The sequence below is a fragment of the Actinomadura sp. K4S16 genome (assembly GCF_008327685.1).
In the GTDB taxonomy this organism is placed as follows: Bacteria; Actinomycetota; Actinomycetes; order Streptosporangiales; family Streptosporangiaceae; genus Spirillospora.
On sequence record NZ_BDDE01000020.1, the window covers coordinates 1 to 14,830 of the forward strand.

Below are 14,830 nucleotides of genomic sequence, written 5' to 3' on the forward strand. Positions count from 1 at the left end.
CCGTGGTCGAACGGGGCGCTGTGACCCCGGTCTTCGTAGGCGCGCGCCTGGGCCGTCCGTCCTTGGTAGCCCGCGATCTCAGCGAACATCCCGGCGGCCATCAGCCGCACGCCGTCCCGCACGGAATCGCCGTGCTCTTCGTCGTGATCCGAGAGGACGTCGGGCTCAGCGCGGCGGCGGGCCGAGGGTCAGCTGATACGGCGGTAGCGGACGTGGGTGGCCAGCGGGGAGTGAAGCACCTCGGCGGGCTCGAAGCCGAAGTCGACCCCGTCGAAGATCCGCTCGCCCGAACCGAGCAGAACGGGCGCGATGTCGAGGGTGAGTTCGTCGATCACCCCGGCCGCCAGTGCCTGCCGGACGGTCGAGGCACCGCCGGCGATGTCCACGCCCTTGTCGCCTGCGGCCTGGCACGCCGCGGAGTACGCCGCGTCGAAGCCTTCGGTGACGAAGTGGAACGTCGTCCCCCCGTCCATCGTGATCGGATCGTGGGGGTGGTGGGTCAGCACGAACACCGGCGCGTGATACGGCGGTTCGGGGCCCCACCAGCCCGACCAGTCCGCGTCCCAGTCCCCGCGGATCGGGCCGAACATGTTGCGGCCCATGACGTATGCGCCCCGCGGGCGCATCAGCCACTCGTTGGCGATCTTGTCCGCTTCGTTGGCCCGCGGGTCGCCCATGTGCCAGCCGTGCAACTCCCGCCCCCGCTTTCCCAGCGGGGCCTCACGGCTCTGGTCAGGTCCGGCGACGAAGCCGTCCAGTGAGATCGACATATGGCAGGTGGTATCCGACACCATGAACTCCATCTAGTGGTCTGTGACTGATGTTCCTCAACCCTGAGCGTTTCCCGGCCTCAGCCCTCCGCCCCCTTCCGAACGATCTCGGTGACGTAGGCGGCGAGGTTGCCCAGCGTCTGCCGGCCGCCCTCGATCGCGTGGTACTTCTCGGCCGCCTCGTCACGCAGTTCCTTGGTCGGGAACACCGTGCGCATCTCGATCCGGGTCGCCGCACCGTCGGACGCGAACGTCAGGACAGACTCGAAGGCGTCGGGGTCGTCGCGGGACTCGCCGTGCAGCAGCGCGATCCGCTCCGGTGGGGCGATCTCGGTCCAGGAGATCCACTCGGGGTAGTCCGTCCCGTCCGGCCCGTGCATCACGAAGTCCCACTCCCCGCCGACGCGGAACTCGAACGCCCGCGTGGTGGTGGTGAACCCATCGGGCCCCCACCATTGCGACAGGTGCCGCACCTCGGTGAACGCCTCGAACACCAACTCCCGTGGGGCGTCGATGGCCCGGGAGATGACGATCTCGCGGTCAGCCGTCGCGGACTGCGCCGGCGCTCCTCGTCCCGTCGCGCTCATCAGCTACTCCTCTTCCTGCCTTGCCCGCTTCAGGTCCTGCACGTACGCGTCCAGCCGGTCGAAGCTCTCGTTCCAGTACCGCTCGAACCCGCCCGTCCACTCATGGATCGGCCGCAGCCCGCGGGCGTCCAGGTCGTAGAGGCGCTGCTTGCCTGCCTTGCGGTCCCGCACCAGCCCGACCTCCCGGAGCACTCGCAGGTGCTTGGACGCCCCCGGCTGGGTCATCCCCAACTCCCGGGCCAACTCGGTCACCGACCGCTCACCAGCCCGCAGCAGCGCCAGGATCTCCCGGCGCTGCGGCTCGGCGATCGCGTTGAAGACGTCCGACGTCGTCGCTGCCCGTGCCATGGCCGTCATCATATGCCCATATCGGAATGCGACAGGTCGGAGGATCGTCGGGTCTTGCCAGATGACGATCGCCACCGACACCACCAAGCCGGCCGCCGAGCCCCGGGGTGCGCGGCGGGGACCGTGGTCCATCGCGAAATGTGCCCGGCCCAGCATCAGGTAGAGCGGCATCGCGGCCGCCCAGCCCATGCCGCTGACCGGCACCGTTCGGCAACATCACCAGCACCACCGGCCACAGGACCAGCACCTCTACAGGCATGCCCGAAGGGCGCTCGCCGCGCGTCGACGCCGTACGGCTCTCGTAGTGGGCGTCGCCGGGTGACTAGATGTCGGCGATGAGGGCGTACCGTTCGTCGTCGATCGGATGGCCCCAGAGGACCGGATCGTCCAGCGGCTCGGTCCGCAGGTCTCGAACCAGTGGACGGACGGCTTCGGAGAGGTGTTCCGCGGTCACTCCACCGCTCCAGGGCAACGGCGTTGCTCCGGGCGTGTAGGGCATGTCGTCGTCGACGGTTCCCCAGCGGCCTTCAATGAGGATCAGGCGGCCGCCCGGCCGCAGCAGGCTTGTCCAGCGGCGCAATGCCGTCTGCGGGTCGGGCAGTGTCCAAATCAGGTGCCGGGTGAGGACGACGTCGAAGGAGTTTCCGGCCTGGGGCGGCGGATCGCCGGCGTCTCCCACCAGGAGCATGACCTGCCGCCGGTGCCGGCGCATCTTGCCCTGGGCGACTTCGATCATGCGGGCGGACAGGTCCACCCCGACGAGAAGGTGCCCGTGCTCCGCCAGCAGCAGGGAGACCGAGCCGGTCCCGCAGCCCAGATCCAGGATCCTGGCTGGCGCGGCGGGCATCCATGAACGCAGGCGGTCAGCCCAGGCGGCCCGGACCCCCGGGTCGCGCAAGCCGTGATCGGCTTCCTCGTCGAAGGAGTCGGCGGCCGCGTCCCAGAAAGCAGAGATCGATCCGAGTTCAGGCATTGAAGCAATGTGCCATCGAGCACCGACAGTCGACCCGGTCAGGTGCTGGGCGTTCATTCAGTCGCACGCCGCCCAGGGCGCCCGGGTGCGCCCAGTAAAGAGCGGGCCGAGGAGCCGGGCCACTCTGACGAGCGCTCCGGCCCCTCGGCCTCTACGGTCACAGAGGACCGCCCCCGGCTCAGTAAGATCATCTTCCACTCCTCTCGAATGAGCGGTGCACGGGCGAGGCACCCGCCGGTGAACAGGACGCCTTGCTTTGACGCTAATGGCGAAGTCCCGGCACAAGAAGCCAGTGAAAGTCCGCCGCCGCTGCTTCAAGCCGGCCCCGGGGCGACCGCCGAGCTCACGAGTCCGCTCTCGCCGGGCGGCGGCGACCAGCCGGGCGTGTTCCTTGATCTTTCTCGGTGGCGACGGCCGAGGCGGAGAGGAGCGTCGAAGCGGCGAGGCCGCCCCAGAGGGCGAGCGGGCCGCAGGAGGCGAGAGCGGTGATGACCGCCGGGGAGACGGCGAGGCCGAAGCCGGTGGAGAGCTGGAAGCGGGCGAGGGCGCGTCCGAGGACCGGGGCCGGGGCGAGGGCGGTGACGAGCGCGGTGGCGCTGCCGGCATAGATGATCTCGCCGATGGCGCAGACCAGGGAGACCGCGGCGACGGCCGGGGCACTCCAGCGGTGTCCCGGCGACGTGGCCGCCAGGAAACCGAGGTAGGACGCGGCGAGTACCACGCCGGCGAGAGCCAGCACGGTCCGCCGGGAGAAGCGGGACATCAGGACGGTGACCGGCACTTGCAGGGTGACCACCAGCACCGTGTTCGCCACGAAGACGCCCGCCGACCACAGCGGGGATGCGTGCAACTGGGTCACCAGGACCAGAGGCACCGCGATTTCGGGGACGTTGAGACAGAAGACGTAGACCACGTTGGCGGCCAGCAGCGCACGCATCCGAGGTGCGGGGCCGCCGACCCCGCCCTTGGCCGGAACAGCCGGACGCGTGCGCAGGCGGACCGACCATGCCAAGGCGGCCGCAGCGAGATAGGCGAGCCCGGTGACGGCCGCCAGCGCCTGCAGCGCGGTGGCGCCGCCCGCAAGGCATGCGGTGGCGAGGAGGGCGCCCGCGCCCAGGCCGGCGTTGCGCAGGGCGCGGCCTCCCGCGAGAGCGGCGTCGCGTTCGCGGCCGTGGGCGACCGTGGCCACGAGGGCGGCGTGGGCGGCCGGCCACGCCTGGTTGCCGATACCGAGGAAGAGCGCCGCCGCCGCGAACAGCCAGGCGTGCCCTGCGGGAGCGGCCAGCAGCAGCGCCACGCCCAGCACCCTCACCAGCATCGATGCCGCCACGACCGTGCTGCGTGCGCCCCGGTCGATCCAACGGCCGACAGCGGGCATGCACACCAGCCCCGCGACGACGCCGGCCGTCATGGCGATGCCGGTGCCCGACGCGGACAGCCTCAGCACCATCACCCCGTAGAGCAGCAGAAAGGGCCGCAGCAAGCCGGTGCCGAGCGCGTCCACCGCCAGGGCGACGGCATAGCGGGGGCCTCCGGAGGCACGGAGGAGGGCGCGCGGGTGGATCTCGGTGGTGGTCGCCATGGCGTCAACGGTGCGTCCGGCCGCCCGGCCGGCCGTCTCGGTTGACGAAGACCGTCAACCGAGACGGCGGTAGGCCGTCCGACCAGCGAGGATGAAGGGATGACGTTGAGGATCGACATCGGCGATCTGCCCGCCGGGCGGCTGCGGTTCGCCGCCTCCCCGCTGGCCGAGCTGACCGCGATGCTGCACGTGCTGGCCGAACCCGGGCATCACCCGGGGCTCGCCGGCTGGGCCGGGGGCGTCTGGGCCGGACTGCGACCGGAGCTTGCCGAGCGGCTCAGGGAGGCGGAGTTCCTCTGGCGTTCCTCACGAGCGGACTTCCTGGTCCCCGCTCGTCCCCGGCCGACCCTCGCCGAGGAGTTGGACGAGGTGGACCGGATCGACGACGAGACCTATGTGACCGCCGCGCTCATCACCACGTGCGGCAGCAACCGGGTCCACTTCGCCGCGCCGTCGCCGCTCGCCGACGCGGCGGCGCGCGAGCGGGCCCTGGACCTGGCCCAGGCCCGCGGCGCGCTCCAGGAGGCGTTCGCGGAACGGCTGCTCGCGGACCCGGCCGGCGTGCGAGCCCGGGTGCGCGACACCCTCGAACAGTGCGCCGAGGCCTTCTTCGACCTCGCCTGGACGGGCGTCGCCGCGCAACTGGCCACCGACCTGCGTCTGAAGAACGACCTGCTGAAGCAGCAGGGCGTCAGGGCGGCACTCGCGTCGGTCTCCAGCGCCGTGACCCTGGCACCGGACGGGGACCACATCATCGTGGACAAGCTGCAGGACAGCGCGACCGCCGCCCGCGGCACCGGGGTCACCTTCCTCCCCAGCGTCTTCGGCCGCCCGCATCTGGTGGCGGTCTACGCGCCCGGGTGGCAGCCGGTGGTGCAGTACCCCGTCGCCGAGGCGAGTCCATCGGAACCGGTATCGCTGGAAACGGTCACGCTACGGCTGGAGGCGCTCGCGCATCCGGTCCGGCTGCGGCTGCTGCGCACCCTGGCCCGCGGCCCGCACACCACCGGTGAGCTGGCCCACGCCTGGGAGCTCTCGCCCCCGGAGGTCTCCCGCCACCTCGCCGTCCTGCGCCGCGCAGGCCTGCTCACGGCCCAGCGGCAGGGCCGCTACGTTCGGTACACCGCGAAGTTGACCGATCTGACCGCACTGGGGGCCGACCTGCTGGCGGCCGTCCTGCGCTGAGCGGGCCGAGCACCCGGGACACCCGACGACGCCGCCTGACCGGCACCGTTCGGCAACATCACCAGCACCACCGGCCACATGGTCGGTACCTCTACGGGCATGGCCGAAGGCGCTCGCCGCGCGTCGACGCCGTACGGCTCTCGTGGTGGGCGTCGCCGGGTGACTAGATGTCGGCGATGAGGGCGTACCGTTCGTCGTCGATCGGATGGGCCAGGCGGATGAGGGCGGCGGGTGCCCGAGGGCGGGACCCGTTCGCGGTCATCGCCGAGGACATGCTCGCCGAGGGAATCGGCCGGAAGGGCAGGGTCGGCGCCGCCGACAGTCACCTGTTCGAGGCGTCGCAAGCCGTCGACTACGCCGTCACCTGGATCGAGAGCAGGCTCCGCTGACGAACGCGCGTGCGGTGGGCGGGGTCAGGGGCCGAGGCCGGCCTCGCGGGCGCGCAGGACGGCCTGGGTGCGGTCGGCGACCTGGAGTTTGGCGAGCACGGCGGAGACGTTGTTGCGGATCGTCTTGGGCGACAGCGACAGCCGGTCGGCGATCTGGCGGTTGGTCAGGCCCCCGGCGATGAGCGTGAGCACCTCGCGTTCGCGCGCGGTGAGGTGGGGGAACGGGTCCGGCTCGGTGGCGCGGGGGGCGGCGAGCCTGGCGAAGTACGCGGTGACCCGCGCGGCCAGCGCGGGACCGAAGATGATCTCGCCGTTGGCGACGGCGGTGATGGCGCGCAGGATCTCGGCCTGGTCGGCGCCCTTGACCAGGTAGCCGCGGGCGCCGGCGAGCATGGCGGCCAGGACGCTCTCGTCGTCCTCGTGCATCGTCAGCGCCAGCACCGCGATGTCGGGGTGCCTGCCGGTGATGCGGCGGGTCGCCTCGATGCCGTCCAGCTTGGGCATCTGCAGGTCCATCACGACCACATGCGGTTGCAGCCGCCGCGCCATGTCGACGGCGTCGACGCCGTCGGCCGCGGTGCCGACCACCTCCACGGCGCCGGTGGAGGTCAGCATCAGCGACAGGCCATCGCGATAGATCGGATGGTCGTCGGCCAGCAGCACCCGAGGCCGTTCCGCAGCGGTCATCAGGCTCCTCCCAGGTCGGCGGCGGGCAGCGACTCTATCCCGGCGTCCCGCTTCTCGTGGTCGTGCCGCCGCGCCGAGGCGCGGTACGGGATGACGGCGTGCACCCGTGTCCCGCCGCACGGCAGAGAGGTCACCGTGCACTGCCCGCCGAGTTCCTCGGCCCGCTCGCGCATCCCGAGCAGTCCGACGCCGACGACGGCGTCCGGCGCCATCCCGCGGCCGTTGTCGGTGATCTCAATCTCCAGGGCGTCCGCGGGCGCGGCCAGGCGCACGGTGCAGCGGCTCGCGGCGGCGTGCCGGGTGACGTTGGCCAGCGCCTCGCAGACGATGCGGTAGCCGGCGACCTCGACCGCGGCCGGCAGGTCCGCCAGCGCCTCGCCGGAGCCGGCGGCGGCGCCCGGTGCGCCGAGGTCGAGGGTGATGGCCAGGCCGGCGCCGTCGAACCGGCTGATCTGCCGCTGGACGGCGCCGACCAGCCCGAACTGGTCGAGGGCGGGCGGGCGCAGGTCGTGCACCAGGCGGCGCACGTCGGCGAGCACGGCCGACAGGTCGCGGCGCACGTCGGCCAGGGTCCGGTCGGCGGCGGCGGGGTCGCGGGCCGCCAGGTTGCGGGCGGCCTCGATCTTCAGGGCGGCGGCGGCCAGGGCGGGGCCGAGCCCGTCGTGCATGTCGCGGCGCAGCCGCCGGCGTTCCTCGGCCACGCTGGTGACCAGGTGTTCCCGGCTGCGCTGCAGTTCCTCGGTCAGCGCGGTGGCGCGGACGGCGGCGGCGGCCTGCCGGACCACGTCGGCCAGCAGCCGCTGGTCGGCGTCCGACAGGCGCGTCCCGGTCTGCGGCACGAGGGTGAGCCGGCCGATCGGCACGCCCCGGTAGGCCACCGGCAGGACCACCGCGCCGGCGCTCGCGGTGCCGTGCTCGGCGACGACGGTGTGCCCGTCGGTGCGGTTCATCTCCACCCGCACGTAGGGCGACCGGAACGCGGCGCCCACCGCCTGCGCGACCTCCACCAGCAGCTCGCCCGAGCCGCTGGAGTCCTCCAGGCGGCGCGCCAGCGCCGACACCACGTCGTACGGGTCGCCGCGGCCGGTCACCAGCCGGGCCACGGAGCGCTGCAGCCGGGCCCGCAGCGGCGCGTACAGCACGGCCACGACGCCGGCGCCGGTGATCGCGGCCAGCGGCTCGTCGAGCAGCGTGCCCACGCTCAGGAACACGGCCATGTCGATGGCGACCACCGCGGCCGCCAGCCCCCCGTACAGCAGGGTGCGGCCGAGCAGCAGGTCCACCTCGTACAGCCGGTACCGGGACACCGCGATCAGCACGGCGGCGGCCAGCGCCACCAACCCGGCGGCGAACGCGGCGTCGTTCACCCAGTTCCCCGGCGCGAGCAGCGGGACGGCCATCAGGGCGAGGTTCAGCAGCGCGGCCAGCAGCATCCACCGCAGCTGCGCCCGCCGTTCGGGGTCGGCGCCGAAGAACCGGCGGACGAACGCCGCGACCGGCACGAACAGGCTGACGGCGATGAGCGGCAGGATGAGGCCGAGCAGCGTGCGCCATGCGGCGTCGGGCAGCGGCGGCGTGGTCGGGTCCAGCGCCAGGCCGGCCATGCTCGGGGCGTCCGGGCTCTCGCCTTCGGCGGAGACGAAGACTCGCCACGGGGCGGTCAGGCCGAACAGCAGCGCCAGCCCGGTGCAGGCCAGCGAGATGCCCACCGGCCACCGCCAGCGCGGCGAGGGCAGCCGCCCGTCGGGGAAGAACAGCAGGAACAGCGGCGGGATGAGGTTGAGCGAGGGGCCGGTGCGGCCGCCGACGTAGGCGGCGAGCGAGGTCAGCGGCAGGGCGCCGCGATGTTCCAGCAGCGAGAACGACGCGTACGCGGCGGCCACGCCGTTGCCGCACGCCAGCACGCCGCCGCCGACCAGCAGCCAGGTCATCACGTGCCGGGGCAGGCGGGTGGCCAGGATCGCGCCGGCCAGCGCCAGCGCCAGCCCCGGCACCGTGGAGCCCCAGGCCGACCAGGCCAGGGGCTCGGGACGGCGGCCGTCGCCGTTCAGCGCGTCGAGCCAGAACCCGGCGGCGGTACCCGCGGCGACGGCGACGGCCGCGGCCACCGCCGCGGTCGTGAGCCACCGCCCGGACCACCGGAAACGGGAGGCAGGGAGCGGTTTTCTCACGCACCGAGGATCCCATGCCCGCCGTCCCGCGGGCCGGGACGGGCGCCCCTGACCAGCGGGGACGTTATCCCGGTCCGGCCGGGCAGATCCGGGACGGCGGAGTGCGCGCCGCCCCTGCCCGCCCGGGACGTCCCCCGCCGATGGTGGACGTACCGCGGCGCAGGGGGCGCCGCACGGAAGATCGTGGAGTGAGCATGTCGATACGGCCGATGGGACAGGACCCCACGGAACACCCGCACCCGCCGGAGCCGCCGGTCCGCGTGGAACGCAGCAGGCTCGTCAACATGGGCCAGGCCGGCGCGCCCGCGGCCTCCGGGGGGTCGGGGCTGCCCGCGCCGCGGACGGCGGCCGCGGTGCGCCTGGCGGGGGTGATGCTGGCCGCCGGCGCGGCGGTGTGGGCGGTGGGGCTCGTCGTCGTCGGGGAGGAGGTCAAGAAGGGGATCACGCTGGTGGACTGCGTGACCGGGCTCGGCTATGTGGCCGGGCTGTTCTGCCTGGCGCTGGTCGTGCTGCGCACCGGGGGGACGGGCGCGCGGAAGGGGCGGGCGTTCCCGATCGCGGTGCTGGCGCTGACGCCCGGCGCGTTCCTGTTCAACCTGCTCTCGATGTCGTATGTGGGCCACACGTACGAGGACCTGCCGCCCTGGCTGGCGATCATCGACGCGTGCTGGCCGCTGTCCAACCTGGGGATGCTGGTCCTCGGCATCGCGGTGCTGAAGGTCGGCCGCTACCGCGGCCCGCTGCGCTGGTACCTCCCGCTGTGCGGGCTGTGGCTGCCGGTGTCGATGGCGGGGCAGGCCGCCGGCGGGAGCGCGGCCACCCTGGTCAGCGCGGCATGGCTGCTGGGCACCTACACGGTGGTGGGGGTGTGGCTGGCGCTGCGCCCGGCGGACGTCCTGGCACCCCGCTGATCGGCGCCCCGTCCGCCCGGGGCGGAGTGGTTCACGGGGGGGTGTCCCTATGGGATTCGTCAAGCTGCTCGTGCAGCGGGTTTGCGTGTCGGCTGGTAGGGCTGTTTGTCGTCAAGCATGGCGTAGATGGCGTCGCTGCGGCGGCGGGCCGGGCAGATGCGTGCGCGGGTCCTGATCCCGATGCCGGGCATCGGGATCAGGACCTTGGCGAGAGGGTGGGCATCAAGGATCTCCTCCACCTGGGCCGCGACCTGTTCGCACTGGTCGTGGACAGATCGCAGGGACCGGGCCAGGTGGGGCCGGACGGCCGCGGCCGCGGCGGTGCCGGGAACCACGACGCTCTGGGCGTCCAGGGCGGTCTTGACCGCATCGACCAAGCGCCCGGCCATGCGCGGCGCCAGCGGCCGGCACACCACCACAAACCGGACCCAAGGGCCGAGGCGTCCTCCTGCGCGCGTGCCGTTTCGGTCGCTGCGGTCACAGAAGACTGGCCTCCGTAACGACGAAGACCCCGGAGCTTGCTGCTCCGGGGTCTGTTCCGTCACTGTGGGGCTACGACTTTCGTCTGTACCCCTGTGTGGGCGAGGAGGGATTTGAACCCTCACATCCTTTCGGACACACGGACCTGAACCGTGCGCGTCTGCCGTTCCGCCACCCGCCCGTGGGCGCCGTCCCGTTTCCGGGTGCCTGAAAAGGCTAGCACGGGGTCGGGAGTGGTTAGGTATCCAGATACGCCGAGCGAACCTTCGCACCGATACGATCGTCTACCAGTGGGGAAGGGAGGTGCCCGTGGGCGTCATTCAGCGCTTCGAGCGACGGCTCGAGGGCATGGTCGAAGGGGCCTTCGCCCGTGCCTTCAAGTCTGAGCTGCAGCCGGTCGAAGTGGCCAGTGCTGTGCAGCGCGAGATGGACGATCGGGCGGCGATCGTGGCACAGGGCCGCACGCTCGTTCCGAACGACTTCGTCGTCGAGATCTCTCAGCAGGACGGGCAGCGGCTCCAGGTGTACGCCGACAGCCTGAGCCAGGAGCTGGCGAATCTGGCGCGCGAGTACGCGAAGGAGCAGGGGTACTCCTTCGTCGGTCCGGTGCGCGTGCGGTTCGAGAACGCGGGCGATCTCGCCACGGGCATGTTCCGCATCAGGTCGGGGGTGATCCGGGGCTCGACGGTCGAGGGCGGGGAGATCCGCCGGCCGGTGAGCGACGTGCCGCAGGGCGGCCGGGGCGGGGTGTTCGGGGGGCATCCGCGCCTGCTGGTGACCACGGCGGTGGAGGGATCGGACACGACTCAGCGCACCTATGAGATCAACACCCCAGTGACCCTGCTGGGTCGCGGCACCGACTGCGACCTGCGCCTCGTCGACCCTGGCGTGTCCCGGCACCATGCCGAGATCCGCGTAGAAGGTCCCGAAATCGCTCTCGTGGATCTAGGGTCGACCAACGGCTCGTTCGTGAACGGGCAGCCGATCCGGCGGGTCACGCTGGTCGACGGCTCCCGGGTCACGATGGGCCGCACGACCCTTGTGTTCCGCCGCGATAGGGAGTAACCCCGACTCCGATGTCCCCATTCACCCTCACGCTGATCAAGCTGGCGTTCCTGGCGGTGCTGTGGCTGTTCGTCATCGCGGCCGTCGGCGTGATCAGGGCCGACCTGTTCGGCTCCAAGGCCGCGACCAAGGCGGCCACACGCGCGTCCCAGCCCCGTCCCCCCAAGGCGGCGAGGCAGCCGAAGCCGCCGCGCCCGCAGCGCAGCGCCCAGAACGGCGCCCCGACGAAGCTGGTGGTCGTCCAGGGCGAGCGGGCCGGCACCGTCATCGACCTCACGGGGGTGCCCATCACCATCGGCCGTGCCAATGACGCCACGCTCGTCGTGACCGACGACTACGCTTCGAGCCGCCATGCCCGAATTTTCGCGCAGGACGGTCAGTGGATCGTGGAAGATCTCGGCTCGACCAACGGGACGTATCTCGGACGCACGAAGGTGAGCCGGCCGATGCCGGTCCCGCCGGGCGTCCCGGTCCGTATCGGCAAGACCGTGATCGAGCTGCGCAAATGACTCTGGGAATCCGCTACGCCGCGCGCTCCGACGTGGGCATGCTGCGCGAGGGCAACGAGGACTCGGCGTACGCGGGCGCGCACCTGCTCGCGGTGGCCGACGGGATGGGCGGGCACGTCGGCGGCGAGATCGCGAGCGCCGCCGCGATAGAGGCCCTCCGGGCGCTCGACAAGGACCTCCCCGCCACCGAGCTGCTCGCCGCGCTGGAGCACACGGTCAAGACGGCGAACGACAACCTGCACCGCATTGTGGAGTCCGACCCGGCCCTGCAGGGCATGGGGACGACGCTGACGGCGATGCTGTGGGCGGGCAACCAGGTCGCGCTGGTGCACATCGGTGACTCGCGCGCCTACCTGCTGCGCGACGGCAGCCTGTTCCAGATCACGCACGACCACACGCTGGTGCAGTCGCTGGTCGACGAGGGCCGGATCAGCCCGGACGAGGCGGCCTCGCATCCGCAGCGGTCGCTGCTGCTGCGGGCGCTGGACGGCCGCGGCGAGGTCGACCCCGACCTGTCGCTGCGCGAGGCGAAGGTCGGCGACCGGTACCTGCTGTGCTCGGACGGCCTGTCGGGCGTCGTCACGGCGGAGACGATCTTCCAGGTGCTCACGGACGTGGACGACCCCGAGCAGGCCGTCCGGCAGCTGATCGACCTGGCGAACCGGGGCGGCGGCCCCGACAACATCACCTGCGTCGTCGCCGACGTCGTGGACCTGGAGCGCCAGCCCCCGACGGGCGGCCCCGGCCACGCGGTGGGCGCGGCGGCGAACGCGGCGCCGCCGGAGCCGCCGGGCGGCGGGACGGGCCCTAACACGACCGTCGCCGACACCCCGGCCGGGCGGGCCGCGCAGCTGCGCGACACCCGGCCGCAGCCGCCGGTGGCGGTCGACGAGATGCCGCCGCCGCAGGCCCCGATGCCGATGGGCGACCCGATGGGCCCCCCGCCGGCGCCGGGCGCGATGCCGCAGGCGCAGCAGATGCAGGCGAGGCGGAGCGGCACGCGCCGCTGGACGTGGCTGGTCGTGGTCGCGGGCGTGGTCGTCGTGGGCGTCGTCGCGGGCGGGTTCGTGCTGCTGCAGAACGTCCGGAACGGCTACTACATCGGCGCGAACAAGGCCGGCGAGGTCGTCCTCTACCGCGGGACGACGCAGAAGGTGCCGGGCCTCAGCCTGTCCCGCGAGGCGGCCAAGAAGGACCAGCCGAAGCAGCCGATCCTGGTCGCCGACCTCCCGCAGGACCTCCAGCAGCAGGTCAAGGACACCTACACCGTCGACGGCCCGAACGCGCTGAAGCAGCTGGAGACCGCCGTCTGCAAGTACTCGCTGGTCGAGAAGGACGGCGAGGTCGTCATGGTGAAGGGCCGGGAGCAGCAGAACTGCCGGCAGACCGACGTCAAGAAGAGCGGCGTCCGGATCGACGAACTCCCCGCCTCGGACGTCTCCGCGGTCCAGAAGGGCACCCTCGTGTTCATCGGGCAGAAGGCGGCGCAGACCAGGCTCGACCAGCTCGGCGCGCGCCGGGAAGAGTGCAAGAAGCGCAGCCCGTCCATCAAGGACTGCCCCTCGAGCGGGGGGAGCTCGTAGATGCAATCGATCGGCGACCAGATCAGGGCCCACCTCCCGTACCAGCGGCGCAACGCGGCGTCGCTGGCGCTTCTCGTCTTCGCGATGGTCCTGACGCTGTCGGCGTTCGCGGAGGTCGGCCTCGCGCGTGACGGGAACATCCCCGGCGGCCTGTTCATCTACGGCGGCGGGCTGGTCGTGCTGGCCCTCGCCGCCTACCTCATCCAGGCCAAGTTCACCCCCTACGCCGACCCGCTGCTGCTGCCGCTCGCCGTGGCGCTGAACGGCATCGGGCTGGCGATGATCTACCGGCTGGACCTCGACACCAGCCATGACCGCAAGGTCGCGGCGGCCGCGGGCAAGAAGCTGCTCCCCGACGCCGCCGACGCGCCCGGCCAGCTGATGTGGACGTTCGTCGGGATCGGCCTGTTCGTCGCCGCCGTGCTGATCATGCGCGACACCGACAAGCCGGACGCGCCCCTGTCGTTCACGCCGAAGACCGCCCAGCGCTACACGTACCTGATCGGGCTCAGCGCGGTCGTTCTGCTGCTGCTGCCGATCGTCCCCGGCATCGGCGCGGAGATCAACGGCGCCCGGGTGTGGATCCATCTGGGTCCGTTCTCGGTGCAGCCGGGCGAGTTCGCGAAGCTGCTGCTGGTCGTGTTCTTCGCCGGCTACCTGGTGAACAAGCGGCAGGCGATGTCGCTGATCGGCAAGAAGTTCGGCCCGATCAGCCTGCCGCGGGCCCGCGACCTCGGCCCGATCATGGTGATCTGGTTCTTCTGCCTGGGCGTGCTGTTCATGCAGAAGGACCTCGGTACGGCGCTGCTGTTCTTCGGCCTGTTCGTGTCGATGCTGTACATCGCGACCCAGCGGGTGTCGTGGGTGCTGATCGGCATCGGGCTGCTGTCGGTCGGCGTCTTCATCGCGACGCTGCTGCCGTTCATGGGCCACGTGAACCAGCGCATCGACATCTGGCAGAACCCGAAGCCCTACTTCGACGGCGGCTGCCTGCTGGAGAGCGGCAGGGTCGTCCCGGTCAACCCCGACACCGAGATCTACAAGAGGTTCAAGGCACAGGGCGACGGCTCGCCGGGCTTCTCGGCCTGCGCCGAGCTCGGCGGGGAGTACTCCGACAGCGCGCAGCTCATGAAGGGCCTGTTCGCGCTCGGCCAGGGCGGCGTCCTCGGCACCGGGCTCGGCCAGGGCGAGCCGTGGCGGACGCCCCTGTCGTTCAGCGACTTCATCTTCGACTCGCTGGGCGAGGAGCTCGGGCTCACCGGTCTGATGGTGCTGCTGCTGATATACGCGTTGATCGTGCAACGCGGGATGAAGACGGCCGTGGCGGCGCGGGACCCGTTCCTGAAGCTGTTCGCGGGCGGCGTGTCGTTCGTGCTGGCCCTGCAGGTCTTCGTGATCGTCGGGGGCGTCACGCGGCTCATCCCGCTCACCGGTCTGACGACGCCCTTCCTGTCCCAGGGCGGCTCGTCGCTGATGGCCAACTGGATCCTGATCGCGATCCTGGTGCGGATGAGCCACGACGCGCGCAAGCCGGCCCCCCAGGCGATCCAGGACGAGGGCATGACCCAGATCGTGAGCACGAGGTGACTT

At 71.9% G+C, this 14,830-nt stretch carries 14 protein-coding genes, 1 tRNA gene and 1 pseudogene; 7 read left to right on the top strand and 9 right to left on the bottom strand.

The features are described from left to right. Positions 1–188 precede the first annotated feature (188 nt). The 5 genes from K4S16_RS31390 to K4S16_RS31410 all read right to left on the bottom strand — a co-directional run bounded on the left by K4S16_RS31390 (position 189) and on the right by K4S16_RS31410 (position 4,260). Positions 189–770 carry a dihydrofolate reductase family protein gene (locus K4S16_RS31390; RefSeq protein ID WP_235037189.1) on the bottom strand — a complete coding sequence of 194 codons (582 nt, stop codon included), beginning with the start codon at positions 768–770 and terminating at the stop codon, positions 189–191. An 80-nt stretch (positions 771–850) separates the two neighbouring features. Continuing rightward, entirely contained in the window at positions 851–1,357 is a 507-nt protein-coding gene (locus K4S16_RS31395) for an SRPBCC family protein (RefSeq protein ID WP_149262698.1), read from the bottom strand. 3 nt (positions 1,358–1,360) lie between these two features. Beyond that, positions 1,361–1,705, bottom strand: coding sequence for a helix-turn-helix transcriptional regulator (locus K4S16_RS31400; protein WP_149262699.1), 345 nt, complete (start codon positions 1,703–1,705; stop codon positions 1,361–1,363). A gap of 322 nt (positions 1,706–2,027) precedes the next feature. After that, a complete protein-coding gene (locus K4S16_RS31405; RefSeq protein WP_149262700.1) occupies positions 2,028–2,678 on the bottom strand; it encodes a class I SAM-dependent methyltransferase in 651 nt (216 codons plus the stop codon). Positions 2,679–3,021: 343 nt separating this feature from the next. Beyond that, complete coding sequence (locus K4S16_RS31410; protein WP_149262701.1) at positions 3,022–4,260, bottom strand: MFS transporter; 1,239 nt, start codon at positions 4,258–4,260, stop codon at positions 3,022–3,024. A 99-nt stretch (positions 4,261–4,359) separates the two neighbouring features. Here K4S16_RS31410 and K4S16_RS31415 point away from each other — a divergent pair, with 99 nt between their 5' ends. Both K4S16_RS31415 and K4S16_RS31420 read left to right on the top strand, forming a co-directional pair. Further along, a complete protein-coding gene (locus K4S16_RS31415) occupies positions 4,360–5,445 on the top strand; it encodes a DUF5937 family protein (protein ID WP_149262702.1) in 1,086 nt (361 codons plus the stop codon). A 222-nt stretch (positions 5,446–5,667) separates the two neighbouring features. Continuing rightward, positions 5,668–5,834, top strand: a pseudogene (locus tag K4S16_RS31420) (AAC(3) family N-acetyltransferase); the annotation flags it as partial. A 24-nt stretch (positions 5,835–5,858) separates the two neighbouring features. On the opposite strand, the gene K4S16_RS31425 reads toward K4S16_RS31420, so the two are convergent. Beyond that, positions 5,859–6,521, bottom strand: a complete 663-nt coding sequence (locus tag K4S16_RS31425; protein ID WP_149262704.1) for a response regulator transcription factor — start codon at positions 6,519–6,521, stop codon at positions 5,859–5,861. Next, the gene (locus K4S16_RS31430; protein ID WP_149262705.1) at positions 6,521–8,692 is read right to left on the bottom strand and encodes a sensor histidine kinase; all 2,172 of its coding nucleotides are present in this window, start codon (positions 8,690–8,692) and stop codon (positions 6,521–6,523) included. Before K4S16_RS31430 ends, K4S16_RS31425 begins: the two co-directional genes overlap by 1 nt. 194 nt (positions 8,693–8,886) lie before the next feature. Here K4S16_RS31430 and K4S16_RS31435 point away from each other — a divergent pair, with 194 nt between their 5' ends. After that, positions 8,887–9,603 (top strand): hypothetical protein, encoded by a 717-nt coding sequence (locus K4S16_RS31435; RefSeq protein ID WP_149262706.1) that lies wholly within the window; start codon positions 8,887–8,889, stop codon positions 9,601–9,603. A 59-nt stretch (positions 9,604–9,662) separates the two neighbouring features. Here K4S16_RS31435 and K4S16_RS31440 read toward each other — a convergent pair whose 3' ends face one another. Together K4S16_RS31440 and K4S16_RS31445 are read right to left on the bottom strand one after the other, a co-directional pair. Further along, positions 9,663–9,992 carry a hypothetical protein gene (locus K4S16_RS31440; protein WP_200842232.1) on the bottom strand — a complete coding sequence of 110 codons (330 nt, stop codon included), beginning with the start codon at positions 9,990–9,992 and terminating at the stop codon, positions 9,663–9,665. A 189-nt stretch (positions 9,993–10,181) separates the two neighbouring features. Continuing rightward, positions 10,182–10,264 (bottom strand) — tRNA-Leu (locus tag K4S16_RS31445). Between the two features lie 128 nt (positions 10,265–10,392). On the opposite strand from K4S16_RS31445, the gene K4S16_RS31450 reads away from it, so the two are divergent. The 4 genes from K4S16_RS31450 to K4S16_RS31465 are packed head-to-tail and all read left to right on the top strand — an operon-like array spanning position 10,393 to position 14,827. Then, a complete protein-coding gene (locus K4S16_RS31450; RefSeq protein WP_067627928.1) occupies positions 10,393–11,148 on the top strand; it encodes a DUF3662 and FHA domain-containing protein in 756 nt (251 codons plus the stop codon). A gap of 11 nt (positions 11,149–11,159) precedes the next feature. Then, complete coding sequence (locus tag K4S16_RS31455) at positions 11,160–11,657, top strand: FHA domain-containing protein (RefSeq protein WP_149262707.1); 498 nt, start codon at positions 11,160–11,162, stop codon at positions 11,655–11,657. After that, positions 11,654–13,240, top strand: a complete 1,587-nt coding sequence (locus tag K4S16_RS31460; protein ID WP_149262708.1) for a Stp1/IreP family PP2C-type Ser/Thr phosphatase — start codon at positions 11,654–11,656, stop codon at positions 13,238–13,240. The genes K4S16_RS31455 and K4S16_RS31460 overlap by 4 nt, the downstream gene beginning before the upstream one ends. Beyond that, positions 13,241–14,827 carry an FtsW/RodA/SpoVE family cell cycle protein gene (locus K4S16_RS31465; protein WP_149262709.1) on the top strand — a complete coding sequence of 529 codons (1,587 nt, stop codon included), beginning with the start codon at positions 13,241–13,243 and terminating at the stop codon, positions 14,825–14,827. The last annotated feature ends 3 nt before the right edge of the window (positions 14,828–14,830 follow it).